At 50.3% G+C, this 25,380-nt stretch carries 27 protein-coding genes; 10 read left to right on the top strand and 17 right to left on the bottom strand.

Annotated features, from left to right (window positions below; translation table 11 throughout):
- Positions 1 to 117 precede the first annotated feature (117 nt).
- Positions 118 to 1,089 (bottom strand): SGNH/GDSL hydrolase family protein, encoded by a 972-nt coding sequence (locus tag FFM82_RS02210; RefSeq protein ID WP_137644239.1) that lies wholly within the window; start codon positions 1,087 to 1,089, stop codon positions 118 to 120.
- A 124-nt stretch (positions 1,090 to 1,213) separates the two neighbouring features.
- Here FFM82_RS02210 and FFM82_RS02205 point away from each other — a divergent pair, with 124 nt between their 5' ends.
- Positions 1,214 to 3,118: a heavy metal translocating P-type ATPase gene (locus FFM82_RS02205; RefSeq protein WP_137644238.1), complete on the top strand. Its 1,905-nt coding sequence runs from the start codon at positions 1,214 to 1,216 to the stop codon at positions 3,116 to 3,118.
- A 62-nt stretch (positions 3,119 to 3,180) separates the two neighbouring features.
- On the opposite strand, the gene FFM82_RS02200 is transcribed toward FFM82_RS02205, so the two are convergent.
- Complete coding sequence (locus FFM82_RS02200) at positions 3,181 to 4,851, bottom strand: Ig-like domain-containing protein (protein WP_137644237.1); 1,671 nt, start codon at positions 4,849 to 4,851, stop codon at positions 3,181 to 3,183.
- A 189-nt stretch (positions 4,852 to 5,040) separates the two neighbouring features.
- Between FFM82_RS02200 and FFM82_RS02195 the strand changes: the two genes are divergently transcribed.
- From FFM82_RS02195 to FFM82_RS02180, 4 genes are all read left to right on the top strand, one after another.
- The gene (locus FFM82_RS02195) at positions 5,041 to 5,364 is read left to right on the top strand and encodes a thioredoxin family protein (RefSeq protein WP_137644236.1); all 324 of its coding nucleotides are present in this window, start codon (positions 5,041 to 5,043) and stop codon (positions 5,362 to 5,364) included.
- A 1-nt stretch (position 5,365) separates the two neighbouring features.
- Positions 5,366 to 5,638 carry a metal-sensitive transcriptional regulator gene (locus FFM82_RS02190; protein WP_137644235.1) on the top strand — a complete coding sequence of 91 codons (273 nt, stop codon included), beginning with the start codon at positions 5,366 to 5,368 and terminating at the stop codon, positions 5,636 to 5,638.
- 204 nt (positions 5,639 to 5,842) lie between these two features.
- Positions 5,843 to 6,193 (top strand): type II toxin-antitoxin system RelE/ParE family toxin, encoded by a 351-nt coding sequence (locus tag FFM82_RS02185; RefSeq protein WP_137644306.1) that lies wholly within the window; start codon positions 5,843 to 5,845, stop codon positions 6,191 to 6,193.
- Positions 6,186 to 6,473, top strand: a complete 288-nt coding sequence (locus FFM82_RS02180; RefSeq protein WP_137644234.1) for a helix-turn-helix domain-containing protein — start codon at positions 6,186 to 6,188, stop codon at positions 6,471 to 6,473. Before FFM82_RS02185 ends, FFM82_RS02180 begins: the two co-directional genes overlap by 8 nt.
- 333 nt (positions 6,474 to 6,806) lie before the next feature.
- Here FFM82_RS02180 and FFM82_RS13495 read toward each other — a convergent pair whose 3' ends face one another.
- From FFM82_RS13495 to FFM82_RS02165, 4 genes are all read right to left on the bottom strand, one after another.
- A complete protein-coding gene (locus tag FFM82_RS13495) occupies positions 6,807 to 6,944 on the bottom strand; it encodes a hypothetical protein (protein WP_170178179.1) in 138 nt (45 codons plus the stop codon).
- A 26-nt stretch (positions 6,945 to 6,970) separates the two neighbouring features.
- Positions 6,971 to 7,168, bottom strand: coding sequence for a hypothetical protein (locus FFM82_RS02175; RefSeq protein ID WP_137644233.1), 198 nt, complete (start codon positions 7,166 to 7,168; stop codon positions 6,971 to 6,973).
- A 132-nt stretch (positions 7,169 to 7,300) separates the two neighbouring features.
- Positions 7,301 to 7,858, bottom strand: coding sequence for a Dps family protein (locus FFM82_RS02170; RefSeq protein WP_137644232.1), 558 nt, complete (start codon positions 7,856 to 7,858; stop codon positions 7,301 to 7,303).
- A 13-nt stretch (positions 7,859 to 7,871) separates the two neighbouring features.
- Positions 7,872 to 8,090 carry a heavy-metal-associated domain-containing protein gene (locus tag FFM82_RS02165; protein WP_170178178.1) on the bottom strand — a complete coding sequence of 73 codons (219 nt, stop codon included), beginning with the start codon at positions 8,088 to 8,090 and terminating at the stop codon, positions 7,872 to 7,874.
- 193 nt (positions 8,091 to 8,283) lie between these two features.
- Here FFM82_RS02165 and FFM82_RS02160 point away from each other — a divergent pair, with 193 nt between their 5' ends.
- Complete coding sequence (locus tag FFM82_RS02160; protein WP_137644230.1) at positions 8,284 to 8,949, top strand: Crp/Fnr family transcriptional regulator; 666 nt, start codon at positions 8,284 to 8,286, stop codon at positions 8,947 to 8,949.
- An 816-nt stretch (positions 8,950 to 9,765) separates the two neighbouring features.
- Here the strand turns inward: FFM82_RS02160 and FFM82_RS02155 are convergent.
- Both FFM82_RS02155 and FFM82_RS02150 read right to left on the bottom strand, forming a co-directional pair.
- On the bottom strand, positions 9,766 to 9,954 hold the full coding sequence (locus FFM82_RS02155) for a hypothetical protein (protein WP_137644229.1): 189 nt from the start codon (positions 9,952 to 9,954) through the stop codon (positions 9,766 to 9,768).
- A 457-nt stretch (positions 9,955 to 10,411) separates the two neighbouring features.
- Positions 10,412 to 10,708 carry a type II toxin-antitoxin system RelB/DinJ family antitoxin gene (locus tag FFM82_RS02150; protein ID WP_225425583.1) on the bottom strand — a complete coding sequence of 99 codons (297 nt, stop codon included), beginning with the start codon at positions 10,706 to 10,708 and terminating at the stop codon, positions 10,412 to 10,414.
- 165 nt (positions 10,709 to 10,873) lie between these two features.
- On the opposite strand from FFM82_RS02150, the gene FFM82_RS02145 reads away from it, so the two are divergent.
- The 3 genes from FFM82_RS02145 to FFM82_RS02135 all read left to right on the top strand — a co-directional run bounded on the left by FFM82_RS02145 (position 10,874) and on the right by FFM82_RS02135 (position 14,964).
- Positions 10,874 to 12,790 carry a M13 family metallopeptidase gene (locus FFM82_RS02145; RefSeq protein WP_137644227.1) on the top strand — a complete coding sequence of 639 codons (1,917 nt, stop codon included), beginning with the start codon at positions 10,874 to 10,876 and terminating at the stop codon, positions 12,788 to 12,790.
- Positions 12,791 to 12,811: 21 nt separating this feature from the next.
- Positions 12,812 to 13,282 carry a GNAT family N-acetyltransferase gene (locus FFM82_RS02140; protein ID WP_137644226.1) on the top strand — a complete coding sequence of 157 codons (471 nt, stop codon included), beginning with the start codon at positions 12,812 to 12,814 and terminating at the stop codon, positions 13,280 to 13,282.
- A gap of 335 nt (positions 13,283 to 13,617) precedes the next feature.
- Positions 13,618 to 14,964, top strand: coding sequence for an FAD-dependent oxidoreductase (locus FFM82_RS02135; protein ID WP_137644225.1), 1,347 nt, complete (start codon positions 13,618 to 13,620; stop codon positions 14,962 to 14,964).
- 71 nt (positions 14,965 to 15,035) lie between these two features.
- On the opposite strand, the gene FFM82_RS02130 is transcribed toward FFM82_RS02135, so the two are convergent.
- The 6 genes from FFM82_RS02130 to FFM82_RS02105 form a co-directional block, all read right to left on the bottom strand.
- Positions 15,036 to 16,196 (bottom strand): MFS transporter, encoded by a 1,161-nt coding sequence (locus FFM82_RS02130; RefSeq protein ID WP_170178176.1) that lies wholly within the window; start codon positions 16,194 to 16,196, stop codon positions 15,036 to 15,038.
- A gap of 198 nt (positions 16,197 to 16,394) precedes the next feature.
- A complete protein-coding gene (locus tag FFM82_RS02125) occupies positions 16,395 to 18,551 on the bottom strand; it encodes a cell surface protein (protein WP_137644223.1) in 2,157 nt (718 codons plus the stop codon).
- Between the two features lie 24 nt (positions 18,552 to 18,575).
- Positions 18,576 to 19,592 (bottom strand): WxLIP family cell surface protein, encoded by a 1,017-nt coding sequence (locus FFM82_RS02120; RefSeq protein WP_137644222.1) that lies wholly within the window; start codon positions 19,590 to 19,592, stop codon positions 18,576 to 18,578.
- 97 nt (positions 19,593 to 19,689) lie between these two features.
- Positions 19,690 to 20,367 carry a WxL domain-containing protein gene (locus FFM82_RS02115; RefSeq protein ID WP_137644221.1) on the bottom strand — a complete coding sequence of 226 codons (678 nt, stop codon included), beginning with the start codon at positions 20,365 to 20,367 and terminating at the stop codon, positions 19,690 to 19,692.
- 30 nt (positions 20,368 to 20,397) lie between these two features.
- Positions 20,398 to 20,967: a WxL domain-containing protein gene (locus FFM82_RS02110; RefSeq protein WP_137644220.1), complete on the bottom strand. Its 570-nt coding sequence runs from the start codon at positions 20,965 to 20,967 to the stop codon at positions 20,398 to 20,400.
- On the bottom strand, positions 20,964 to 21,254 hold the full coding sequence (locus tag FFM82_RS02105) for a cell surface protein (protein ID WP_137644219.1): 291 nt from the start codon (positions 21,252 to 21,254) through the stop codon (positions 20,964 to 20,966). The genes FFM82_RS02110 and FFM82_RS02105 overlap by 4 nt, the downstream gene beginning before the upstream one ends.
- A 601-nt stretch (positions 21,255 to 21,855) precedes the next feature.
- Between FFM82_RS02105 and FFM82_RS02100 the strand changes: the two genes are divergently transcribed.
- Positions 21,856 to 22,440, top strand: a complete 585-nt coding sequence (locus FFM82_RS02100; RefSeq protein WP_137644218.1) for a TetR/AcrR family transcriptional regulator — start codon at positions 21,856 to 21,858, stop codon at positions 22,438 to 22,440.
- 71 nt (positions 22,441 to 22,511) lie between these two features.
- Here FFM82_RS02100 and FFM82_RS02095 read toward each other — a convergent pair whose 3' ends face one another.
- The 3 genes from FFM82_RS02095 to FFM82_RS02085 are packed head-to-tail and all read right to left on the bottom strand — an operon-like array spanning position 22,512 to position 25,352.
- Complete coding sequence (locus FFM82_RS02095) at positions 22,512 to 22,811, bottom strand: hypothetical protein (RefSeq protein WP_137644217.1); 300 nt, start codon at positions 22,809 to 22,811, stop codon at positions 22,512 to 22,514.
- Positions 22,804 to 24,138, bottom strand: coding sequence for a vWA domain-containing protein (locus FFM82_RS02090; RefSeq protein ID WP_137644216.1), 1,335 nt, complete (start codon positions 24,136 to 24,138; stop codon positions 22,804 to 22,806). The genes FFM82_RS02095 and FFM82_RS02090 overlap by 8 nt, the downstream gene beginning before the upstream one ends.
- A 20-nt stretch (positions 24,139 to 24,158) precedes the next feature.
- On the bottom strand, positions 24,159 to 25,352 hold the full coding sequence (locus FFM82_RS02085; RefSeq protein ID WP_137644215.1) for a P-loop NTPase family protein: 1,194 nt from the start codon (positions 25,350 to 25,352) through the stop codon (positions 24,159 to 24,161).
- Between the last annotated feature and the right edge of the window lie 28 nt (positions 25,353 to 25,380).

Genomic DNA, 25,380 nt, shown 5'->3' with positions numbered 1-25,380 from the left:
ATTGTTGGACTTACGGGGTTAAGCGGAGCCAACTGACTTTTGACGCACGTTTTGGCTATTAATATTCGGAGACACGCAGGAGGCTGTGACTAATGTCACAGCCTCCTTTTCGGTATTCTAATCATCAAACAATTGCGGGTACCGTTGCCGTAACGCGGCTGCTAACCGTTGCCCGGCAATCCGCGAACCGGCCAAGTCGGGGTGCACCTGATCGGTCAGACTAGGTTGCCAGTAGGCGGTTTCAATTAATTGACCAACCGGCATTGCGGCCATGACCCGGCGAATCGTCCGGTCAAAGCGCTGATTAAACGGGATTACAACCGCTAACGGCGTGGCGGGATACAAATCCAGCACTTGGTTTAAAAAGGTGCGCAACGTTACGGCAAATTCATCTCCGGATTGGCCCCCGTCGTTGGTGCCAACGTTGACGACCACTAAATCAGTAGCCGCTGGCTGCCACGGCGTTGCGCCGTCGATGGCCGTCAGCACGGCCCCCAGTGGCGGCACCCCGCCAGTGCCACCCCGACTCAACCCGGCCGCACTGTAAGCGATGCGGACATTACGGGCGTTCAGCGCGTCACTGGCAACGGCGGCGTAGTTCGTTTCCGCGCGGTAATCTTCACCCGGCTGACGGCCCGTGACCCAGCAACCGGCCGTGATTGAATCGCCAATAAAGGTGATTTCCCGCCGTCCCAAGCGAACCGGCGTCAACTGCCCATCACTGCGCACCCCCTTAACCGCGAAACCGGCGTGGCCGGCCCAGACCGGGTCGCCGTCGGTATTGCCGCTCATGACGACCCGAATAACGTGCGGCTGCCGGTCCAACGTTAAGCGAATCGTTGCAGCCGTAATTGGGAACCGCTGGTACGGTAACCCGTCGATCTGGACCGCCAACCAGTTCGGTAACGCCACTTGCCGCGGGACTAGTTCAATGGCGAGCCAGCCCGCACCTTCAACTAATACGTCGAACTCGGCACCCAGGTTCGTACTATAGAGGACCGGGGTGGCGCCAAGCCGCCGTTCGACCCAGCGTCCCTGAAAGTAGGCTGGAAATAGCGCCTGGTTGGCGGTCACGCGTTCATAATTCATGTTAAACTTCCTCCGTTTACAAAACTTTTCTGGTTTCTTGACAAAACTTGACGGCTATCAAGTCGGGGTGGGCTTTTCCTGACTATACTAGGGTCATCAAATCAATTAAGGAGCGAATCCCGTTATGAAATTTCAAATCTTTTTAACCAAGCATACGAACCAGATTACCCTTATTACGGGGATTCTGATCGTCCTTGGCGAACTCAGTAAATACGCACTTAACTTTACGTTAGGTTATCAAGTCGTGCTGGCGGTGGCTTCAATCATCGCGGCCGTCCCGATTGCCGTGCGGGCGTTCAGTGCGTTACGTAACAAGGTCTTTAGTATCGAACTACTAGTTTCAATCGCCGTGATTGGGGCCTTTATCATTGGTGAATTCAACGAATCCGCCATCGTGACCTTCCTCTTTCTGTTCGGGTCCTACCTTGAAAGTAAAACCTTGCAAAAGACCCGGACAGCCATTAAGGGGCTGACCGACATGTCCCCTACGACCGCAACCTTGGTCACGGACACCGGCACCGAAGAAGTTGACGTCGATGACGTCGATGAAGGCGACGTCGTATTAGTTAAAACCGGTGGTCAAGTCCCGGTTGACGGCCAAGTCGTTGAAGGTAGCGGTTATTTGAACGAAGCTTCCATTACCGGTGAATCCCGCCAAATCAATAAGCAAAAGGACGATAGCGTCTATTCCGGTACGATTGTCGAAAACGGCTATATTAAGGTCAAAGCGACCCAGGTCGGTGACGACACCACCTTTGCTAAAATCATTGAGTTAGTCGAAGAAGCGCAAGATACCAAGTCCAAGGCCGAAAAATTCATCGACCGCTTCGCTCAATATTATACGCCAGCCGTCATCGTTTTCGCCGCCATCGTCTACGCTTTCTCACTCGATTTTCGCTTAGCGATTACCGTCCTCGTGCTCGGTTGCCCCGGTGCTCTGGTTATCGGCGCGCCCGTTTCAAACGTTGCCGGGATTGGGAACGGTGCCAAGCGCGGGATCCTAATTAAGGGTGGCGAAGTCATCGACACCTTCTCCAAAGTCGACACGCTAGTCTTCGATAAGACCGGGACGTTGACGGAAGGGAAGACCGCCGTGACAACTATGCACCAGTACACCGACAACGTTGCTGAACAACTCGGGTTAGCCGCCGCCATCGAAGGCGTTTCCGACCACCCACTTGGTCAAGCCATCATCACCTACGCCGACCAACACAAGACGACTGCCGCACCAACCCTGGACGACACCGAAACCGTTAAGGGCCAAGGCATTTGCGCCAAAGTAGCGGGTAAAACCGTCGTTATCGGGAACCAAAAAATGATGAGCGCTCACCACATCGACTTAACCAGCCAACAAGCCACGGATCTAAACGGCTTACAAGCCGCCGGTCAATCAACGGTCATCATGGCCGTTGACGGCAAGGTCCAATTAATGTTCGGCATTGCCGACACCATCCGGCCCGAAGTCAAGGATTCACTCGCCGCTTTGAAGGCTCAGGGCATCAAGCGAACAATCATGTTAACCGGTGATAACCAGTTAACTGCCGAAGCCGTTGCCAAGGAACTGAACCTCGACGAAGTGCACGCTAACCTGCTTCCAGAAGAAAAGGTCGACTACGTCAAGCAGTTAAAGGCCGAAGGAAACACGGTCGCCTTTATCGGTGACGGGATTAACGACAGCCCGTCGATTGCCACCGCTGATATCGGCATTGCCATGGGTAGCGGGACCGACGTCGCAATCGATACGTCCGACGTGGTCCTCATGCAATCAAGTTTTCCAGCCCTCGTTCACGCCCACGGCCTCGCTAAGAAGACCGTGTTGAACACCCGCGAAAACATCTTCATCGCGATTGCAACCGTCGCCTTCCTGTTAATTGGTCTGGTCTTTGGTTACATCTACATGGCCAGCGGGATGTTCGTTCACGAAGCTAGCATCCTAGTCGTTATCTTCAACGCAATGCGCCTAATTCGTTTCAAGACCAAGTTTGACAAACGCCAACCAGCGACGACCACCGCAGCCGTTACGGCTTAACGGCATTAAAATAGACTCCTACCAAATTAAGGTAGGAGCCTATTTTTTTAGCTCATGACTGGTTAGCTACGCCGCCGTCGGATCAAACAACCCGCTACGGTTAGTCCGAGGACTGCTAAGCCGATCCAAACCAATGACTTGGTCGCCTGTTCATTCGTTTGTGGCAACGTTGCTGGCGTTTGCCCGTTCTGGCCGGTCGGCGCTAGTAACGCGGCCGTTGCGTTGACCGGTAGTGGTGCTTGAATCCCGCTAGCTGGCGCCGGCGTCTGACTGCCCGTTCCACTTTCAAACACTGGCGTTAGCGGTAACGTTCCTGGTGCACCACCGGGTTGAGTAGATGGCTCAGCGGGAGCCGTTGGTGCAGTACCGGTGCCACTGGTCGTACCAGCCGGGGCCGGTTGACTGCCAGCGCTGCCTTCCGTCCCGTCAGAACCAGATTGCACGGGACCACTTGGCTGATCATTTTCTGGTTCAGTTGTTCCTGGCTGCTCTGGTTCAGTCGTGCTAGGCACTTCCGGTTCAGTTGTACCAGGCTGTTCTGGTTCAGTCGTTCCTGGTTCTTCCGGTTCGGTCGTACTTGGCTGTTCTGGCTCCGTCGTTCCCGGTTCTTCTGGTTCAGTCGTACCCGGTTGCTCCGGTTCAGTTGTACTAGGTACTTCTGGTTCGGTCGTACCCGGCTGCTCCGGTTCAGTCGTACCCGGCTGCTCTGGTTCAGTCGTGCTAGGTGCTTCTGGTTCGGTCGTGCCCGGCTGCTCCGGTTCAGTGGTTCCCGGTTCTTCCGGTTCAGTCGTACCCGGCTGCTCCGGTTCGGTCGTGCCCGGCTGTTCCGGCGTCGTTGTCGGCGTATCGTTCTCATTGGACCCGTCCGGCGTTGAGTCAATGCGTTCTATGGTCGCACTAGCCGAACCACTGTTGCCAGCACTGTCCTTATAATCGGCCTGGTTCTTAAACACCGCGGTTCCGGCCGGCTCATTGGTCGTCGTCTGGTAAGTTAACTTCAATTGATTAACGAACGAACCGTTAATATTAAAAGTAAGTACCGAGCCACTGATTGTCGGCTCAACTGAAACGACGTTGCCGTATTCATCGGTTAGCTTCGCACTGTCCGGCACGTACGTCTGGTTAACGCTCAACGTATCGGTAATGACCGGACTAGTTAAAACGTTCCCGTTGGCCGCAATGTCGATCCCCCAATTAATGTGCGTTTGGGTCGTTGAATCCGCCCACGCCGCAGTTTTAGACACTGTAATCGGGACATCCGGAATTGGGTCCGGGACATTCGGTTCCGTCCCCGTAACTGCTAAGTGAATATACCCCTGCCGGTTTAACGGATAAAAAGTAAACGTGCTATTTAACGTCACCGTCCCGGTGTGCGACCCCGCCGCAATGAAGAACGTCCCGATAGATTTACCACTGGACGTATTTGTCATTGTGAAGCGGTCATCCGCCGGGATTTTTACGTTAGTTGGAACCTGCACGGTCATCGTATCACCACTGAACACCAAAACCCCGTTCGGAATGGCCCACTTATAATTTACGGTGTACTCCGAGCTTTCGGGTAACACCGCGTCGTGCGATAAAATGTTGCCATCCGCATCCTGAATCACGGCACTCGCCTCATCCAAGCCGGTTGCCTGGGTGATTTCCCGTGCTTGACTAAGAAGGGGTGGACTAATCAATATAAAGGTCATGCCCACAATGGCCGTCAATAACCATTGCCAAATTTTCCGCATGCCGATGCCTCCTCGTTAAAGATAATCGCGGACTTTTTTGCCCACACCCAAAAGATACCACGTTTGTACACTATCCTTTTATTGATTCGGATTGTTCGGAAGTTAACCGAACCACGAGCAAAATAGTTGCACCAATATACCTATGGGGGTATATTTAAATTATTCATTAACTTACAGGAGGAACTTACCATGATTAAAGAAATTCACGATCAAGACTTTGCTAAAGAAACCGATACAGGCGTCGCCGTTGTCGACTTTCGGGCCGACTGGTGCCCGCCATGCCGGATGATGGACCCGATTTTAAAATCACTTTCAGAAGACCCCGCCTACAAGGACCGGGTCAACTTTGTTTCGTTGAACGTCGATAACGATCAGCAAATCGCCAGCCAATTTCAAGTTCAGGGAATCCCGACCTTCTTGATCAAAAAAGACGGCCAGGTCGTCAACCACCTCGTTGGCGCGCGGCCCAAGCCAGCGTTTGAAGCCGAATTGAAGAAAGCCCTGGTTGATTAACATGACGACCACCGATTCGGGCTACGTAACCAGCAAACAAATCACGAGCCGGCTAAAGCGTTCCGCTGGCCAACTTGACGCGGTTTTACGGATGATGGAAGCGGGACGCTCGTGTGAAGACGTGCTGGTTCAACTCTCAGCCGTTAAATCCAGCGTCGATAAGGCAATGAAGCTAGTTATCGCGCGTAACATTAATAATTGCGTTGATGACGCGTCAACGCCCGACCCCAGTGAGCTTGAACACGCCCTCGATTTACTGTTAAAAACTAAGTGACGCGCGTGCGCTCAAATTTGGAGTGCCGGGAAGTACTGACGGTACAGGATGCATAAGCCTGGGCTTGAGTTATTCATCTTACAGAATTAGGCGGGTTCAGCTAACTTTTGGCGCCGCCTTAACCATTATGGTGGTGCTTTTTCTTTTATAATGAAACAGCGCAAATAATTGAATTCTGATAGCCAACCTGCTATCATCAACAATATGAAAGTAGTAGTGTTCGATTATTATGACTGGAATGAATTTACGACTTATTTAGACCGTTTACCGGATAAAGATGCTGCTAAATTACTAGCAGTTATTAATAATATTGACGAGCAAGGATTAACGATTGCTAAACGCCAAAAGTGGGTCAAAAAGTTAGCGCCAAATCTTTATGAAATCCGGTCTAAACAAGCCTCCAATATTCAGCGGGCAATATATTTTCAATGGGAAAATAATAAGTACATTATTACGCACGGATTTCCGAAAAAGGCCGAAAAAACACCTCAACGTGAAATTAAGAAGGGCCTACGTCGGCGTGACATTTATGAAGGGAGATGCCATCATGAGTAAGATTGATGAATACATTGCTAAACGTAGTCAACTGAGTGCCAATTTTGCTCAGAAATATCAAGAAGAAAACCAACAGTTACAGGTCGCGGTTGAAGTTCGTAATCTCCGTGACAGGCTTGGCATGAGTCAACGAGAGTTTGCTCAACTAGTTAAGAAACCACAATCGACTATCGCCAGAATTGAAAGTGGTAAAATGAATGTTTCTATTAACGTGTTAAATGAAATTGCTGACGCCACTAATCAAAAATTGACGGTTAAATTTGAGCCGGCGACCGCTTAACTGATGACATCTTTCCCATTATTCACTTACAAAATCAGGGTAAATAATCTGATATAACTAAATAATAACCACCCACTATGGGTACCAATCCAAAAATAAGCTGATTTTTGGACGGTTCTTAAGCGGCTTCATCGTAAAATTATTTTGCGGTGAGGCCCTTTTTATATCGTAGGACCAACGTAATCGAAATAGTAAATCCCAGCTTCGATTATGTTGACAAATTCCAGCCGCGTTCTAAGCACAGTAAAATCCCCTTAAAGTTAACAGATAATTATCGTTTTTCAGCTGTCAGCCTTAAGAGGACTATTTTAGTAGCGCTAATCCAATATTATATTATTTTGCTTTAGTCACGGTCAGTAAGTACTGTGCCGCTTCCGCCAAGGTCGCTAACTGATGCTGTTGGCGAATTTCTTCTAGTTTCGCCTGCGCCTTGGCACTGAGTTTAGTAACGTCAAAATTTTGCTTATCCATAACGATTTCCTTCTGAATTATTCAGGCTAGTCTTTCCAGTCGCCCTTTTTCCAGTCATCCTGGTTCCAATCGTCTTTATGCCAGTCATCGTCGTTATCCGACTGCTTTGGGTCCTGCGGGCGTTTCTTCGCCCGTTTTAACAGCACCGCCGTCGAAACAATTGTGACGAAACCGGTCGCGATGATGAAGACCAGCGTCCACATGATAATGGTACTAATTGACATCGGTCAGCCCCCATTTCTAATTGTCGTTAGTATAGCGCAGGCTTCACCGAAACACAAAGAACCACCCGCAACCGCGTGCCCACACAGCACGGTCGCGGGTGGTTCCAGATTGGGAATCACTGACGGAGGTGATTAATCCTCGTCGTCATCGTCGTCTTCTTCATCTAAGCCGGTCCGGGCGTCGTTACCTAGGTAGGCTTGTAATTCACGGATGTTGCGGTTGTTACTACCGCGGTAATCCGCCAACCAAGCGGCTAAGGCTGGTCGTTCTTCCTTTTCAGCTAACTTGATTGCCCGGTCGACGAATAAGTTTTCCGTATCGTAATCCTTAACGATTGCGGCTACCGTCGTTGCGGCGTCCTGGTACTTGAACGCACCGTTTTCTTCCAACATTGAATACTTGATCAATTCGGCCGTCGTTGAGGAAGGTTTTTGGTTTTCGTCCAACAATAAGTCACCTAATTCCGCGAACTGACGGACGTTTTGGTCCAACAGCCGTTGGAATTCGCCCCGTAAGTTAAAGGATTGCGGGCCCTTAACGTACCACTTAGCTTGGCCCAACTTGACGTACGCCACCATTAAGTTCGATAAAATGTGATTGGTCATGGCACCGGCCGTTGGGACGTGGTGGTCAATGTCACTTTGCTTTAATTCTGCTTGGTATTGTTCTTCGATTGTTAATTCGCTCATTACTAAATTCCTCCTACTTAACCTTAACGCTTTCGACTTCGTAACCTAAACCAGTAACAATGTCCGATAATTCATCGGCGTTGGTTACCTCGGGATCAAAATTAGCTTTAACCTTACTTGCGTTAAATAACACTTTTACGTCTTCAACGCCGTCGTGGTTCGCCACGGCCTTTTCAATCTTGGTCATGCAAGATGGGCAAGTCAACGTTCCTAATTTCATAATACTTTTCATAATTAATAACCTCCATTGCTTCATTTGATGGTTCTATCATAACGAGAAACCGGGGTTAAAAAATTGACGGCCGTCAAGAAATCAAAAAAGTTTTTCGAGTAAACTACAAGGTATAGAAAAATAAACCGCAAACCGTTATTTTAACGTTAAATCTGCTATCCTATTAGTGAAATCCTTTAAGGAGGTCTTTTTTATGGCAATCCACGAATGTGTGCAACTCGTCCCAATTTTTCAGGAACTTGCCGAACCACAACTTGATACCATCGAATCAATCGTTCGCCACCACCATTACCAAGCCGGCGAAACGATTTTTAGCGCCGACGATCCGCTCGACCAGTTAATGATTGTTTCCGCCGGTCAGGTCAAGGTTTATCAGCTGGCTGCCAACGGTCGTGAGCAATTACTCTACCTATTACAGTCCGGTGAAATCGACGGTGAGGCCGCCCTCTTCGAAAATCAGCGGCGAACATCCTTTGGTGAAGCGCTGGTTCCCACCGACGTTTGCAGCATTCGCCGCGAAGACTTCCAGAACTTGATGCAACAATACCCAAGTATCAGCATTAACGTCCTGAACGTTTTCGGCAAACGACTAACGCAGTTGGAACGACAAACGACCAGTACCGCTACCGAATCGGTTGAAGCCCGGCTCGCCAACTACCTCACCGAAACGGCCGCCTCGTTGAACACCAATACTTTCAAATTACCGCTTAAGAAAAAGGATCTCGCAACCTTCCTCGGGACGACGCCCGAAACGATTAGCCGCAAGCTGACCCGCTTTGAGCAACTCGGCCTTATTACCCAGAAAGCCGGTAAAGTGATTCAAATTAACGATGCGGATCAGTTGTTATTAACGGAATAATTTTCTTCCAAAACATACTTACGATAGCCCCCTAAGGTTGACAGATGAAAAACGATGATTCATCTACCAACTTTAAGGGGATTTTAGGGCGGATAAAGGATCTTGTGTAACCATTAATTCATTTGAACAGTAGTAAAAGTACTAAGCTTAGCGGCATAGCAGTTATCCAACGGGGTGCTTCTATGCTGCTAAACTTAGTATTTTTTTATTGTGGTAAGCCCGTCATAACTTGCTGCAAATAAAAAGACAATCACAGCGAGTTCAGCGATTACCTTACACGAATTCACTTTGTACGGAATAATCTATCGAAAGTAAATATCTCATATGTAAAAATCTAATGTACTTTAGAAATAAAATACTTAAACAGTCTTCTCAAACTAAAAAATAAGCCAGCTGGGATCGAAATTAGAATAAGAACCCCATTGAATAAAAAATCAACAATCAAACTAAAGCCGTCATCCCGATTGTTACTATGTCCCTTCAAGTCAAGTTTATTCATGACTGGATTGATTGAATCATGATACAACTTTGAAGTATTATGATTACTTTCGTTATTAAAACTCAATGCTTTAGTTGTAAGTGACGTCATATGGACACTCAATGTTGTTCGCTTTAGTAACCGTAGTCTTAAAACTGGATAAAAAAATAGAAATGAAATCGTCCAAATTGCATTAAGCACGTTCCACCTCAATGGCAACGTACCGTCCGGATTGGCGGACACTAGGTAAAATACTAATACGTAAATCAATATCCCGTGTAGATAGGAAGTTATGACACCTTTTACTATTTTCATATAACCCCTCCCAAGGACAAAAGCTAACCATTTCCGGGACCATTTAGATAATCTCCGTTTTTCAAGTAACTAACTAAATCACTAATTAAATCGGGATTGCCACCAGGTTCGTAAAACATCTGAGTTCCATTAGTCTCAGTGTTAGCGGCTGCCGCTGAAACTTCGTTAAAATTAATGGCAAAAAGGCCAGCCATCACTGTTAACAAAAGCATTGTCGTAATCTTCTTCAGGCCTATTCGCCTACTCTCTTTCTTAATAGTGCATATTATAACTTGGCATCTCTAAAATATCTCATACATTTGAAAAGCTTTAATGACCCAAAGTTTAACGATTCTTTTTTAAGTCAAAAAAGCGTGGATACTATCCAAAAATCTGTGTCTTGGCTAGTTATATTGTTAAAAAACACTCACAAATAATTAGTTAATGTGCCTAATAGCGTCAACCTTCGCATGACCAATAACGCTTACTCAGTCAACCATCCCCCAACTAAAGTCAGGCGATTTCCGCCACGAATGAATTAAATTGAACGCCCCTTCAAAATTGACGGTTTCGTCTAATTCTGAAGGGGCAATTTATTTCTTGGATTCAAAACAAATCAGTATGCCTGCCAATTGCAACTAAATAAACATTGTCGAGAGCTGACGCAAAGACTGAGTCGTCGGTGTCAGTCTACTCATTTAATAATTTCTCCAGCGTGGCTTTATCACCCGCACCTTCTAAGGGCTTAGTCCCAGCCAAATCATCCTTAACTTCGTTAACTGATTTAATCACCTGTTCATTGGGGAAACCGTAATACCGCTGTAAGCCCTGATTAGCAATGGTCGTTACCATAACTCGCATAAATTCGGACATCGTTAAACCGTGCTGCGCTAATTGTTTCTGCGCCCGTTCTTTAATTTCCGGATCAATGCGCGGATTGATTTTTGCACTAACAACTTTATGAGGCATCATTTTCAGTCTTTTCATAATCATATTGCACTCCATATGCCATACACGATGATAACTATTTGCCTGCGATTTTTTCACTTTTTATCAGTACCGGCATTATTCCACAAGGTCAAAACGTGTCCCCACCAAGCGTCTAGGGTATAATAAAATTAGTATTCGATAATTTATTAAGGAGTGGATTTAATGGCAACCATTAATCAAGCAGCAGTGAAGGAAGACCTGTACGACGCCGTCAACGGTGACTGGCTCAAGACCGCCGAAATCCCCGATGACCACGCGTCAACCGGGGGCTTCATGGACTTAGTCGACACAATTGAAAAGACGTTGATGCACGATTTCGATGCAATGGCCGCGGGCGACGTTGCAATCGACAATCCGCAGTTAGCCGAGTTCATTAAATTTTACCGTTTAACTAAGGATTTCAAGCAACGCGACGCTGCGGAAGCCCAACCACTCCAGTCGTGCCTCAAGCAAATCGATAGCCTGTCCGACTTAGCGGATTTACAAACGCGGATGCCGGATTGGATTTACGATGGCTTGCCATTACCATTCAGCTTGGACGTCGACGCTGACATGAAGAACACCAAGGTCAACACCCTTTTCGCCCAGGCACCCAACACGATCTTACCGGACAAAACCTACTATGATGAAGGCAATCAAGCGGGGCCTAAGCTATTAGCCGTTTACGCGAAAATGATGACCGAGCTGTTCCAAAAGGCCGGTTACGACGACGCCGATGCGCAACAAACCGTTGACGACGCGTTGAAATTCGACCGCTTGATCGTGCCGTGGGTCAAGAGTTCCGAAGAAGCCGCCGATTACAGTAAGATGTACAATCCGCGCGACTTCAAGCAGTTCACTAACGATAGTCGTTACTTGGACTTAGCCGCCATCACCTACGCCGTAATCGACGGTGACCCAACCACCGTTATTTTGCCGGAACCGGCCTACTTCGACCACTTCAACGAAGTCGTTAATCCTGATAACTTCACCATCATGAAGAACTGGATGAAGACCAAGCTGGTTCAACGGCTGAGCGCCTACCTCAGTGACGACATGCGGACGCTAGCAACCACTTACTCACGGACGTTGTCCGGGCAAAAGCAGCCGCGTAGTCGGGCTAAAAGTGCTTACTACTTAGCTGCCAACACCTTTGACCAAGTTGTAGGCTTATATTACGGCCACAAATACTTCGGGGAAGCTGCCAAAGCCGACGTTCACCACATGGTCGAAAAGATGATTGACGTTTACAAACGCCGGTTGGAAGCTAACGACTGGCTGAGTGCTGCCACCCGTGAAAAAGCGGTCACCAAACTGAACCACCTCGGGATTCAAGTCGGCTACCCCGACCAACTCGAACCGGTTTACAAACAATTCAAGACCCACACCGCCGAAGAAGGCGGCAGCGTCCTCAGTAACGTCTTAAACTTCGGGCGCATCGCCCGCAAGGACATGTTCGCCAAGTGGAACCAACCGACCGACCGGACCCGTTGGGAAATGAGTGCCGACACGGTCAACGCTTATTACCACCCGTTCATGAACATCATCGTGTTCCCGGCGGCGATTTTACAAGCACCGTTTTACAGTCTGAAACAGTCTTCCAGCGCGAACTACGGTGGCATCGGTGCGGTAATTGCCCACGAAATTTCGCACGCTTTCGATAACAACGGTGCCCTGTTCGATGAATTCGGAAATCTGAACAACTGGTGGACCGAAGCCGATTCCGCCCACTTTAAGGAATTAGCCAAATCAATGATTACCGAATTCGACGGCATTGACTTCGCCGGTGCCAAGGTCAACGGGACCCTGACCGTTTCTGAAAACATCGCCGATGCCGGTGGTTTGAGTTGTGCCGAAGAAGCGGCCAAGGGCGAAAGTGACGTTGACCTGCACGCCTTCTTCACCAACTGGGCAATGATCTGGCGGATGAAAGCCACCAAGCAGTACATGCAACTCTTACTATCAATTGACGTTCACGCGCCAGCTAAGTTACGGGCCAACGTTCAGCCACAAAACCTGGACGACTTTTACTCGACCTTCGCCATTCAACCCGGTGACGCCATGTACCTCGCCCCTGAAAAGCGGGTCAAAATCTGGTAACCCTACGTAAAGGAAGTTAGTATGGCACAATTTGAAAAGTATCACCCAATCTTAACGCCACACTACGCGTTAGATTGGCTCACAAAGGCCCGGGCAATTGACGTGCAACGGCTCTACGCCAACAACGCTAACGTCCCCGTCCCGATTACGGCGGTGGCCACGACCATCAACCAAACGATGCGCGCCATTTTCCGTAATCAAAAACTCGTTTGGGGCGTCAGTGACCGCACCAGTGACGCCTTCGTTGGTCAGGTCGGTTTCGACCCAATCGATATGACGACGCACCAAGCAACCTTACAAGTCAGCGTGTGCCCCGATTATCAAACGGCCGTCACGTTGCAAGAACTCTACCAACGGCTCGTCGCGTTCGGAACCGCCGAACTGAAGCTGACAACGTTAACGGTGCAGCACGTCGATGACCCGACCGCTGAGATTTTAACCGCGTTAGGGTTCCAGCGACTGAACCAACAAACTTATCAGTATCAGCGTTAAGACATCTAGCACTGGGTGACAATTTCCTAATTAACCATTAGGACGTTGCCACCCAGTTTTTTTGTTTGTGAGAACTTATTTTTGCCAGAACTTTTTTCTTATAAAAATTGTAATGTTTAATGATTAATGCCTGATATCATTGACTTTAGGCCCGCTTATTGTACGCGAATCGCCTTAATGACGCGGTTAGTTATCGTTTGATTAGTGAAAAAGTCCCCTTTTTTCGCCAAAAATGGTTGCGTTTTCTTTTTAATCTAGTACAATGAAATTGTTATCGAAAGCATGATACACAATCGTTTTTGTGAAAACTAACACATTAAAGGGAGCTGTTTTGCATGAAAGTTATTGTTATTGGTTGTACCCACGCCGGCACCGCCGCCGTTAATCAAATCTTAGCGTCTGATCCAAGTACCGAAATCACGGTTTACGAACGGAACGATAACGTCTCGTTTCTCTCCTGTGGGATTGCCCTGTACCTAGGCGGCGAAATCGCCGATCCTCAAGGCCTCTTCTACTCCAGTCCGGAAAAACTAGCCGAACTCGGCGCCACGGTCCGGATGCAACACGACGTAACCGACATTGACACGGACAAACACCAAGTAACGGTAACCGACTTGCAAAGCGGTGAAGTTAAAACCGACCACTACGATAAGTTAGTGATGACGACCGGTTCATGGCCCGTTATCCCGCCAATCGACGGTATTGATAGCCCGAACGTCTACCTGTGCAAGAACTGGGGTCACGCTCAAAAATTATGGGAAGCGGCCAAGCCAGCTAAGCGGGTCATCGTTATCGGTGGTGGTTACATCGGGACTGAACTCGTTGAGGCTTACCAACAACAAGGTAAGGACGTGACCTTGATCGACGGGTTACCGCGAATTTTAAACAAGTACCTGGACGCCGAATTTACCGACAAGATCGAACAGGACTTCGTTAACCACGGCATCAAGTTAGCACTCGGACAAATGGTCAAAGGCTTTAGCGACGACGGTAAAGAAGTCACCGTAACGACCGATAAGGGCAGCTACACCGCCGACATGGCAATTATGTGCGTTGGTTTCCGGCCAAACACCGGGCTCTTAAAGGGAAAGGTCGACATGAACAAGAACGGGTCAATCAAGACCAACGACTACATGCAGACTTCCGACCCGGACATTTACGGTGCCGGTGATTCCGTGGCCGTTCACTACAACCCGACCCACAGCGATGCCTACATTCCGTTGGCCACCAACGCCGTTCGCCAGGGGACCCTGGTTGGGCTGAACATTTTCAAGCCAACCCGTAAGTACATGGGTACCCAGGCCACTTCCGGCTTAATGTTATTCGGCAAAACCATCGTTTCTTCCGGAATGACGGTCGAACACGCCGCGGCAGAAAACGTCCCGGCCGAAGCCGTGACGTTTGAAGACAACTACCGGCCAGAATTCATGCCAACCACGAAACCGGTGCTGATGAAGTTAGTTTACAACCCCGAAACCCGCGTCATTCTGGGTGCGCAGTTCATGAGTGAACACGACGTTTCGCAATCCGCTAACGCCATCTCGATCATGATTCAAAACGAAAACACGATCGACGACCTCGGCTTCGTCGACATGTTCTTCCAACCAATCTACGACCGGCCATTCAACTACTTGAACTTACTGGGTCAAGCAGCCATTGCGCACGCTGACCAACAAGCTTAATTTAATTACTAACTAAAACGGCGAGCGCCCAACCTAACAATCAGGTTGAGCGCTCGTCGTTTTACTTTTTATTAAGCTAACGTCCGGCGGTTCGCTAAGTAAACCACCACAATCAACGGTACCGTCAGCCCCAGCATCACCGGATAGAACCAGCCCATCGGTAACGCACTGCTGATAATCCCACCGATAATCGGTCCCAGTGACATTCCCAGGTCGACCCCAATGTAAAAGGTACTGTTGGCCAAGCCATGGTCGGCTTCCGGCACCAACATCATCGCCTTGGCCTGACAAATCGAGAACATTAAGCCGTAACCGGCCGCCAACCCGAGGGCGGCAATCGCCATCATGACCCAGTTCGTCATGTCGGTCAGTCCTAACAGACCGATCACGTTGAATATCAGGCAAATCCAGACAAACCGGCGAAACGGGACTCGGTCAAACAAGTCGCGTAAAACCAGGCGCAAGACGAGTAAAATCACCGCGTACACCGGGAAAAATAACCCGGCGGCAACGTGGAAGTGGCGGGCCGCAACGTAAGTCACAATGTAAGTCTGGGTCGCAAAGTACGGCAAGGAAAACAGTAACAAAATTGCCGCTACCGGTAACACTTTCGGTTGCACGATTCGAATCCGGTGCGGTGCCCCGGCCGGCCGCTCCGGCCGTTTTACCGGCACGCCGCGGTCAGTAACGAACTGAATCATCAAAACTAGGAGTCCGCTGCAAACGGCCGCTAACCAAAACACACTTTGGTAACTATCATGTTGGTACAAGAACACGCTAATTGCCGGACCACAGGCCATCCCCAGCGCATTGGCCAGCCCGTAAATCCCCATCCCGGAACCAATGCGGTCGGGTGATAACAAGCTGGCCATCCAAGTCGCCATGCAAACGGAACATAGGGTGTAGCCGACCCCGTTCAAGACCCGAAACGCCGTAATCAGTGCAACGTTGGTCGTTAAACTATAACCCAGACTGGCGGCTAGTAATAGGCACCCACCGATTAGCGTTAGGTGGTACTTGGACACCCGGTCCGTCAAGTTACCCGCCAGCGGTCGTAACACCAGCGACGTCAGGTTGGTTAAGCCAGCGATGACCCCCGCAAAAACCGAACTCGCCCCGATTTCACGAACAAACCCCGCAATCACCGGGTTGATCAGCATCGGACTCATTAAAAAGAAAAAGCTGGCAACTAAGACCAGTTTCACGTTGGGCGTATACAGCCGCGTTTTCATCAATACTCACTACTCTCTCTATTTTCGGCGGTCATTGCAAAAGCAAGGCCGTCCCTTGCCATTGTACCGCTGGTTCGTCATTTTTCAAAAGTGGCCGAACCGCTAATTGTCAGTGGCCATCAAAAATATGGTTACCGGCCAAAACCGGTAACCATATTTTTTTACTCATCCGTTAACCCAAAAGTCATTGCGGTCACTTTAACTCGGCGCGTTGGTCAACGTCCAGGTAATTTTGCCACCGTAGTTGCCGGGGGTCGCCGCCGCGTTGGACTTATAAAACAGGCCAGTTTGATCAGACCAATCCTTAGTGACGTCGTATTCGTCGGTATCACTGGTCGTTTCGTGCTGGTCGATCACCGTTCCCTGATCATTCAGAACGGTCGTTTCACCGGCCTGCTTGAACAGTAATTGGCCGGGCAATTTTTTGCCGGCTGCGTCGGTAAAGTCGCCCACCTTGGCCTGTAATTGCCAGTTCGAGCCCTTACCGCGTTCATCACTAACGACGACTTGCCAATCATCTTGGCGGCCAGTTTCCTGGGCCTTACCGTCGAGCGTAATCGGTTGAAAACGGCTGGTCGCCGCCACGCTCTTGAACCCGAGTTCACCGCCGCTAACCGTGATCGTGGCGCTGGCTTCTGGGGACTCGTTGTCATCCATATCGGCCGCCCACAGCGTCAGCGTATTTTTACCAACCTTCAGCTGGTCCGCTTTAATCGTTAACGCGTAGTACCCCGATTCATCGTCATCACTCATTTGAAAACTAGCTAGTTTTTCCCCATTAAGCGTCGGGTGAACCGTAATGCTACTATTTTTTAACTGCTCAGAGTCTTCCGCAATCACCAACCCACTGACCTTGACGTCCTCACCCTTATTGACTGGGTAATTCGACTTCATGATGTACAGTGAAATTGGTTGATCGACGGTAATCACGTAGTCTGGCGAATCGGCAGTCGTTGAGAAGGTCTTATTCTTAAACGTACTGGTCGTCGTGGTGGTATTACTATTAATTTTGACGTCGTCAGCCGTCCCGGTCAACGTAATTGTTGCCGTTGCGTTGGTCGCGTACAACGCCTTTCCCAATTGATAACTAACTTCTTTGGCTCCCGCTTCCGGCGCGGTTAAAATTTGCTTCGAACCGTCGGCGTATTGAATCGCAGCGGTTTTAAAGGTCACGTTTTCCGGTAATTTCAGGTCAGCCTTCACGTTATTCCAGTCCTGACTACCGCCCTGATAATTAACCGTGTAGTCGTACTGCAACCCGTGCTTGGCCTTGACCTTGTCACCAGCATTGACGACCCGGTTCTTGGTTGTGTCGGTCACCTTAACGCTGGCAGCGGCTTTGACCATGTTCGGGGCACTTTCAATCACGACCATGTTGCTACTACTGTTGCTCCCAGTGGCCGCCATGAACCCCCAGCGTACGAGTCCGTCCGCGCTGTGGAACTGACTGGTATCAATGACTTCGCTCTTAGTGAAGCCGGCGGTATTTTCGCTCCCGTCCGGATTAACGTCATCAAACGTGTAGGTCATCGTCCGGCTGGCTGCGTGCCAGTCCAAAACCAGGTGGTGCCACTTGCCGTTACCTAGTGCCAGCCCGTCGACTAAGTTAGTATGATTTTGGCTAAAGTAATACCGGGTTCCCAATAAAACCCCCGTTAAATCCCAACTCTTTACGGATTGGCTAGCATACGTGGCCGCGTTGCCCGGATAGCCGGTCGCCATATGCTGGGTCTTAATCCCCTTATCAAAGGACAAGCCATTCCCCGCGTTGCCGTATGACGTTTCCTTATGCGCGTAAGTGTCAAATTCCAACGCCCAACTATTTTGAATCGCGGTGCCAGCAATCACTTGCGGGTCCTGCTGCTTGTTGTCGGAATCCACACCCCAGGTCGCCATCGTTTCCGCCAAAATTTTAGATGGATTAACTTGCGCCGCCGCGCTGACCCCGTTTGCGTCGTTTTGCAACACGAACGTCATCCCGGCGCCCGCCTTAGAAGCACTACTTTGACTACCTAAATAAACCCAGGCCTTTAAGGTAGTGTCTTCATTTAAGTTAAAGCGGTTCGCATCGTTGGACCAGACGCCCGCTACCTGATTTTTTGCATTAACCAGTTCCACGGCCTGGGTGTTCGGTGCCGCAGCGTTTGTCACGTCCGAGATTTTAGCCTTGTTGGTACTACCGTTGCTAAACACGGACGGGACGGTAAAAATCTTGTCCAGCTGATCTAACCCGGACGGCGCGGTCGCGAGTGACATGGCGTCACCGTCATCGGCGGCTGAGCTGCGGAGGGCCCCACCCCATAAACCGAGGCCCACTACCACTGCTAGTACGAGTCCCTTCTTCCACTTACGCACGCTGACCACTCCTTTCCTCAATCATTAATCGTCCTGCCGACACTTATTTTTCAATACCAACCAGATGACAACGGCCAGCAACGCAATGATGATCACACCGAGAGCCACGAACCACCAGAAGTAGTTCGGTTGGGCCTGATCGCCGACCGCCGTCTCGTTCAACTGATCCGCGTCCTTACTACTAATGGTAAAGTCGCGGGTAAACTGCCAATGACCCTCATCGGCCTTGGCCTTTAAGTGTAAGGTGTACTTACCAGCTTTAAGTGGCGCTTCGCCATCACCCATCGCGAAGTTGAAGTTACTGTTTGGTGCCATCGCCAAGTTGTCCTTTTTAGTGACCATTAACTGCTTTTTCCCGCCGCGTTTCGTAATGTAACTATTGATCTTCAAATTATGCATAATCGCGGGCTGGTCGTTTTGCAAGTTAGCCGTCACGTAATTCCGGTAGTTTAACTGGGCCGCTTTAATTTGGTGCAACTTCATCCGCGGTTTTGACTTACTCGTTACGTTCTCACGTAACTGTACGCCTAAAACGTAGGCGTACTGGTTATCGATTGCCATACCGCTTTGCTTCTTACGTTGGCTAGTCTTCGCTTGGACCACGTTAATGCCGCCCAGTGCCGTCCCACTGAACCGTTTTGCCGGCACCGTCAGCTTGACGGTGACCCGCTTACTCGACTTCGCCGCGACCGTCACGGTTTGTTTACCCGATAACGCCGACTTAACGTTGAATTTTAACGATGAATCTGCCTTGGCCTTGGACTGGCTATAGTCGATGACCCCGTTATCGTTGGTCACCGCTAAGTTAGGTGAAACCGTGTACTGGTGGTCACGCTTGTCGTTGTTCGTAATGGTAACGGTTAAATTTTGACGTTGGCCGGGTTTCACTTTCAGATCGAAGTAGGAGACGTCCTGATTGACCTGGTTGGAAGGTAGCTCCGCTTTAACCGTGTAATTAAGATTATCCGCACTAGCGGTGATCGCTAGCCCACTAACGAACAACCCCACTACCAACATTACTTGCCAAATTATTTTTTTCATGAGCCATTCCTTCCCTTTCAACAGTTTGTCCACAGTGGACTATGTAACAGAGCCGCCGGTAAAAAATCGCCGGCAGCTCGTGCGTTGATCATCATGCTTAGTGGGGTGCGTTAGTTAACGACCACGCTAACGTCCCGGTATAGTTGCCAGTGGTTAGCTGGCGGTTATTGATTTTGAGCGTCGTGGGGGTGGCGCCGCGATTAAAAATAAATAACCAAGTTCCGAGACCCGCGTTGGCGTTAGCGACCGCCACGTTATTCGCCACACCCGGCATTAGCGGTCCGGTGTTGACGATTTGCGGCGCCGCACTAACGTTGCCACTACCAGCTTGGAGTTGGATTGAGCCAAGCGTGAGCGTTGTCGACAACGTCGTTTGCGCACTGCGTAACGGGCTAGGTGTGACCTGTAAGGTCCAGCCGGCGCCCGTTCCACGCCGGTCCGTAATTTGAATCATCGCCCGCTGATTACGGGCGGCCAGTTCTAACGGACCGTTAGCAGCCGTAGCACTAAACTTTAAGTTACTAACATAATCAATACTTAACGTATCGGTCGAACCGGTACCGGTGACGTTATCCGGATCCGCTGAATCACCCGGATACGGCTGACCCGGTTGATCCGGGTCGACTGGTTGAACAGCCGTATTATCATCCGTCGGTGTCAGGTTGACCTGCACTTGTGACCGGCGCGCCGCCTGACTAACGACGGGAGTCCCAATCAGTATCAATGCAAGTGTCGTCAACACTAACCGGCCCGTGCGAAAGATTCCCTTAGTCATGCTGCCACCTCAGTCTTTTAGCGACTCGGCTTAGCTTGGGGCGTTACTGAGCGTCCAAGTTAAGGTCGATTGGTAAGCACCAGCCGCGTTCCCGGCAGGTACTAACAGTGACACGTTATCGGTCGTGTGGGTGGTCGTAAACAGCCCGATCCCTTCGTTTACGGCCGCCGTCACGATGGTTTGGTTCTGATTGTTAATTGTAACCGTTGGACTCGTTGGTAATTCGGACGCGTTTTGCGTATCATCCGCAGTCGTTTGCCCGTTTGCGAATGTTAATTTGGCCCCCCGTAACGTCTTGGAACCGTCACTAAAGTCGGTACCTTGAACTTGAACCTTCCACCCGTCAGTGTTACCAGGGTTCGTGACCTTAATGGCACCGTCGATCGTGTCGGCCGTATAAGTCGTCGTTTCATTCTTGTTAATGTGGCTCCCAAGGTTCACGCCGGGAACTTGCGTTAACTCAATATCCTTGTTAGTTTCGTCCTGAGTCAATTCAACTTCAGCCTGCGTATCCTTAGTGACATCCGCAGCCTGGGCAGCCAGTGGTAATCCGGCCATTAAAGTGACTCCAGCAATTAAAGTTCCGATGGTTTTTTTCATTTTGGTTGCTCCTTTATTGTTTGACGATGACGCCAACAGATGATTGTTAGAAAAATCAACAAAGTAAATCCGACCAAGCCTAACAGGAGTAGCCACCACTGCTGCGCAGCATTTAACTGTGGTAGCACCCCGTTGAGTGGTCCGGGTGCTGCCGGCGTACCACTACCCCGACCCGCCGTTTCGACGACGAGCTGGTAATGACCCGTCTGGACGTCCGCTCGCACGGTCGTTAGCAACGGTCCCAGTAGCCAGAAAACCCCGCTTATTAAACTGAGCTGCCAGCGCATCCGATCACTCCCTAATTGGTTCAAAACTCCCTTGCCGACCTTTCATTCTTGGTTACCAATAGTGTCCTGCCCTATCAGCAACGAGAATATAACACGGAATTGAAAGCCCTGTCAATTGATTCGAGGGGTTAATTATCTATGGGCAAACTTATTTTAACGTGGCTATGAGAATTTTATAATTTTTGAGTTTGCGAACTGCATCAGTTTAACCTGTTCCAATCAGTTTATAAATAAGGGATTCCGTTATCTCGGAGTTTGTGAAGAATGCAAAGCGCTTGCACCGATTAATAAAACTACTTTCATTCATTATATTTAAATTAAATTTAGATGAGATAAAAATTTCGTGATTTTGGCAATAATTAAAATATCATATTACATCATCAAAATAACATAAGCTTGTTATATCAAGCACTACTATATAAAAAATAATTATCTTTAGCGCAATTCAGCGTGCTAAAATTAAATCATATTATGTTCATCTTTTAGAACATTAAAATTCGCTAGTAACCCCGTAAGTCGTGCAATCCGTTGCCCCAATCCGACCGGCTCGCGCGGTATGGTATACTGACAACACCACTTCAACTTGAAAGGAGGGCGTTTCTTGCCTGCTAAAAAAACCTTCAATGACGACCAGGTCGTTGAAAAAATCATGCACCTGTTTTGGAAACAGGGTTACTACCACACGTCGATGGACGACATCGTCACGACCAGTGGTGTCAAAAAGCAAAGTCTCTATAATGCACTGGGCGATAAACATACCCTCTATTTAAAAGCGTTATCCCGCTACCACCAACAGACGTTAACGGCCTGCGCCCGCAACATGCAAAAACTCGAACGGGCCGGTGAATCCGCCCTGACCGTCCTGGGCATGCTCTTTAGCCGCGGTTTGAAAACTGACGCGCAACCGCAAGGCGACTTGATGGCGAACGCCGTTGCAGAATTTGGTGCCAGCGATGCCGACGTCCAGCGCGCCGTTACCTGGTTCTACGACGACTACCTGACCTTGATCGCCGCGGCGATTTTAAAAGGTCAAGCCAGCCAGCAAGTCACCACCCAGCAATCTAGTATGGCGCTGGCCCAAAGCTTACTGGACGCCCGCATTGGGTTACAAACCCGGCTGCGACTTGGTAGTCAAATCGACGTTGCCCAGCAGCAACAAGTTTGGCTCGCTTTCTTAAAAGCCTGATTTAAAACCAAGGAGACGCAAAAAGAAGCCGTGACGCACGTCACGGCTTCTTTTTGTCGATTTCACATGAATTATAAGTACGGTCGCACCAACCACCGCTGGGCGGCCGGACTCAACTGACTACCAAAGTGCTGACAAATTTGTTGCACCCCGGCGTAACTTTCAAAGTCCCAACGACTAGTGAGCGTCTGACTGCGCAACAACGCCTGGGCGAATTGCAGGTCATCGGCCGTAATCTGCTGGCGGTACGGCAAGTCTTCGTCAGCTATGATTAGTTGCCACTGGTCATTCAGCACGGCGGCCGCCCGCTGGTAACGCCGGTCGTGCGTTAGTAGCGACTGCATATCCCGTGGCTTTAACGGTTCACCCATCCGCGTCCCCTCCATTTAGATGCACGACCCGACCAACGACCGGCTGAACCGACAACTGGTCACTCGGCTTGGCGAGTAGCCAAATCACGTTGGTGAAGTGGTGGCAAGCCACGGTGCGTTCCCCCCGGCCGTCAGTTAGAATCAGTGCTAGCGTCGTCGCGTTGGTCCGGTGTTCGGCAGCCAAGTCGTCAAAGATACTTTGATAAACGGTGCCACCACCACCGCGACGGTTAAAGCGTACCTGCTGCGGTAATTGTGCTTGGTAGCGTTGCCCCGGTTGGACGATTGCGTCAAACGGCTTAACGGTAATGGTGCTAGCCACCAACCGCGTTAGGGCGGCCACCTGGGCCAACAACGCCCGTAACGTCTGGTCACTGATCGATCCGGAATTATCCACATAAACTTGAAGATCCAGGCGCTGGTCACTGACCTGCCCCGGCAACTCCATCCGGGCCGGCTGACGGCGGTTAAAGCGGGCCCGCGACGGGCGTTTACCCGCTGGTTGACGGCCCAACCCGCGAACTAACCACTGGCGCCAGTCGATTTGAGCCGGCGTACTTTGCCGTTTCAGCGTTGCAACCACCTTTCCCGCAACCAGGCCGCGGCCGGCTTCGTTAGTCGCCGCCCAGGCATCGTGGGTCAGTTGGGTGGTCCGGCTGGCCGCCAAGTTTGGGTTCGTTAGCCCCCCCGCCTGTTCGGCCCACGGTTGCGGGTCGTCGATAACGCTGAGCGGTTGGTGCCCCGTACTCACTTGGGACTGCTGCTTGTCCGATGGTTGCGGCGCTTTTCCGGCTTGCGAGGGCTGCGGGGACGTTTGTTGCCGTTGTAACAATTTCAAATAGGTCCCCGAATCGGCCTTTAATGGTAGGCGGGTCGCCACTAACGGTTGCACCGTCGCCAGACCGGTCATCCCCGCCGGTAACCCCGTAACGTACTGGTTAACGGCCAAATCAGTCGCCAACCGTACTAATTCGGGTTGGCGCAACACCCGCTGACGGTAGCGGAGCGGGTGTTGCCAAACAACGTGCAACGCCACGTGTTTCAACCCCGCCTGCAAGCTGTCAAAGCGGGGAAAGGCCGCTGCGATCGCGTTCGGGGCCAACTTTAAGACCAGCCGATTATCGCGCCAAGCGAGCGCAAACGGCGCCGTTTGGTTGACCGCCAACTCCCGTGGCAGCCGAGTCAGTAACTCCCCGTAAAACTGGTCGCGTGCTAACAAATCAATAACGGCTCGCGTCACCATCGTCAAGCCGGCGGTCACGTCCCCGCTCCGCGTTGTCAGTGTGGCTTGCCGCCACTGTGCGTATTCCGCCGCGTGATTAATCATCGCGACCACTCCTTTCTAGCTTACTGGTTCGACCAACTAGCGACTTGTTGTAAATATTGGTACAACGCCGTTACGTAGGGTTGTTGCTTGGCCACGTTGACCGTGTATAGCTGCTTTAATAACTCGCGGTTCTGCCCAATCGTCTGGACCAGTGCAAATTGGCCGTCTTGACTAAGGGTCTGCATCAATTGTAGGAAGCGACCGGCGTTCCGTTCATCGGTCAACGGGTAATCGCGCGTTAACTGCAAACAGCTCCGTAGTACTTGGGCCTTTTGCACCTCACTCATCACTTGAAATTGTTTCAGGATCGGTGCCGGTACGACCGCCCCGACCGGTTGACTCGTATACAGCTCCTGGGGCGTCAAATGAATCGCCTGTTGTTCCAAGAAGGTTTCAAAGCTCCGCCCTAAGTCGGCGCCGACGTCGCCCTGAAAGATGTCCAATGCCACCGTTTCCCGGGTTACCGGTGGCAGTTGTTCCAACTGATAAAGGTTCGCCGAGACCCGTTCCCAAGCCCGCGGGGTGGCGACCAGGTCTTCCTGCGGGTCGGCCTGGTTCAAACGGGTCACGTCCTCACTAATAAACCGTTGTACTAACGGGTGAATCCGGGGCCGTTGCCGCTGCGAATCAGTCGTCGCCGCCCAGCGTAACCAGTCGGCGGCATCACTGCGCATCACCAGCCGCACGGTGCGGTCCTTAATGGCGTTATCGCCGGCAACCACCCCGTAAGTACTACTTTCAAAGCCGGTCATACTAGCATCCGGATTTTCGGCCAAAATCAGTTGGACCTGTGCCGGCAGTTTCAAGGTATTGATCGTTCGTTGCAACACCAAGTTCATCAGTTCGCTTTGCACCGCCTGACTCCCGCGGTTAAATTCGTCTAAAAACCACAAGATTGGTTGTTCCGGGTGGGCCTCCGCGTACTGAATAATTTCGATCAACGTATGGGCGTAACCGAACTGAACGTCCGCCAAGCTCCCGTACGCATCCGTTTGGACAAACGATTCGCTAGTTAGCGGGGGCACCGGAATCGCTAAATCCCCCTTTTCGGACAGACTGACGACGGTCGTAAACAACTTTGCGTGTAACTGTTGCGCTACGTCCGCCACCAGGGCCGACTTACCGATACCGGCCTCGCCGACAATGTTCGGGACGTTGCCCGCTTTCAAAACTACCGGTACCGCCGTTAACAGTGCCTGATACGATAACGCCATAACTTCATCCAACCTTCCTGTTTCACGT

The sequence above is a fragment of the Lactiplantibacillus plajomi genome (assembly GCF_005405405.1).
In the GTDB taxonomy this organism is placed as follows: Bacteria; Bacillota; Bacilli; order Lactobacillales; family Lactobacillaceae; genus Lactiplantibacillus; species Lactiplantibacillus plajomi.
Note: the sequence above shows the minus strand (reverse complement) of the source record. Positions and strands in the feature narration are given on the sequence as shown.

Bases quoted from the DNA above. Each gene is read 5' to 3' on its own strand.
- FFM82_RS02210 (WP_137644239.1), bottom strand. From the start codon at position 1,089: ATGAATTATGAACGCGTGACCGCCAACCAGGCGCTATTTCCAGCCTAC.
- FFM82_RS02205 (WP_137644238.1), top strand. From the start codon at position 1,214: ATGAAATTTCAAATCTTTTTAACCAAGCATACGAACCAGATTACCCTT.
- FFM82_RS02200 (WP_137644237.1), bottom strand. From the start codon at position 4,851: ATGCGGAAAATTTGGCAATGGTTATTGACGGCCATTGTGGGCATGACC.
- FFM82_RS02195 (WP_137644236.1), top strand. From the start codon at position 5,041: ATGATTAAAGAAATTCACGATCAAGACTTTGCTAAAGAAACCGATACA.
- FFM82_RS02190 (WP_137644235.1), top strand. From the start codon at position 5,366: ATGACGACCACCGATTCGGGCTACGTAACCAGCAAACAAATCACGAGC.
- FFM82_RS02185 (WP_137644306.1), top strand. From the start codon at position 5,843: ATGAAAGTAGTAGTGTTCGATTATTATGACTGGAATGAATTTACGACT.
- FFM82_RS02180 (WP_137644234.1), top strand. From the start codon at position 6,186: ATGAGTAAGATTGATGAATACATTGCTAAACGTAGTCAACTGAGTGCC.
- FFM82_RS13495 (WP_170178179.1), bottom strand. From the start codon at position 6,944: ATGGATAAGCAAAATTTTGACGTTACTAAACTCAGTGCCAAGGCGCAG.
- FFM82_RS02175 (WP_137644233.1), bottom strand. From the start codon at position 7,168: ATGTCAATTAGTACCATTATCATGTGGACGCTGGTCTTCATCATCGCG.
- FFM82_RS02170 (WP_137644232.1), bottom strand. From the start codon at position 7,858: ATGAGCGAATTAACAATCGAAGAACAATACCAAGCAGAATTAAAGCAA.
- FFM82_RS02165 (WP_170178178.1), bottom strand. From the start codon at position 8,090: ATGAAAAGTATTATGAAATTAGGAACGTTGACTTGCCCATCTTGCATG.
- FFM82_RS02160 (WP_137644230.1), top strand. From the start codon at position 8,284: ATGGCAATCCACGAATGTGTGCAACTCGTCCCAATTTTTCAGGAACTT.
- FFM82_RS02155 (WP_137644229.1), bottom strand. From the start codon at position 9,954: ATGCTTTTGTTAACAGTGATGGCTGGCCTTTTTGCCATTAATTTTAAC.
- FFM82_RS02150 (WP_225425583.1), bottom strand. From the start codon at position 10,708: ATGAAAAGACTGAAAATGATGCCTCATAAAGTTGTTAGTGCAAAAATC.
- FFM82_RS02145 (WP_137644227.1), top strand. From the start codon at position 10,874: ATGGCAACCATTAATCAAGCAGCAGTGAAGGAAGACCTGTACGACGCC.
- FFM82_RS02140 (WP_137644226.1), top strand. From the start codon at position 12,812: ATGGCACAATTTGAAAAGTATCACCCAATCTTAACGCCACACTACGCG.
- FFM82_RS02135 (WP_137644225.1), top strand. From the start codon at position 13,618: ATGAAAGTTATTGTTATTGGTTGTACCCACGCCGGCACCGCCGCCGTT.
- FFM82_RS02130 (WP_170178176.1), bottom strand. From the start codon at position 16,196: ATGAAAACGCGGCTGTATACGCCCAACGTGAAACTGGTCTTAGTTGCC.
- FFM82_RS02120 (WP_137644222.1), bottom strand. From the start codon at position 19,592: ATGAAAAAAATAATTTGGCAAGTAATGTTGGTAGTGGGGTTGTTCGTT.
- FFM82_RS02115 (WP_137644221.1), bottom strand. From the start codon at position 20,367: ATGACTAAGGGAATCTTTCGCACGGGCCGGTTAGTGTTGACGACACTT.
- FFM82_RS02110 (WP_137644220.1), bottom strand. From the start codon at position 20,967: ATGAAAAAAACCATCGGAACTTTAATTGCTGGAGTCACTTTAATGGCC.
- FFM82_RS02105 (WP_137644219.1), bottom strand. From the start codon at position 21,254: ATGCGCTGGCAGCTCAGTTTAATAAGCGGGGTTTTCTGGCTACTGGGA.
- FFM82_RS02095 (WP_137644217.1), bottom strand. From the start codon at position 22,811: ATGGGTGAACCGTTAAAGCCACGGGATATGCAGTCGCTACTAACGCAC.
- FFM82_RS02090 (WP_137644216.1), bottom strand. From the start codon at position 24,138: ATGATTAATCACGCGGCGGAATACGCACAGTGGCGGCAAGCCACACTG.
- FFM82_RS02085 (WP_137644215.1), bottom strand. From the start codon at position 25,352: ATGGCGTTATCGTATCAGGCACTGTTAACGGCGGTACCGGTAGTTTTG.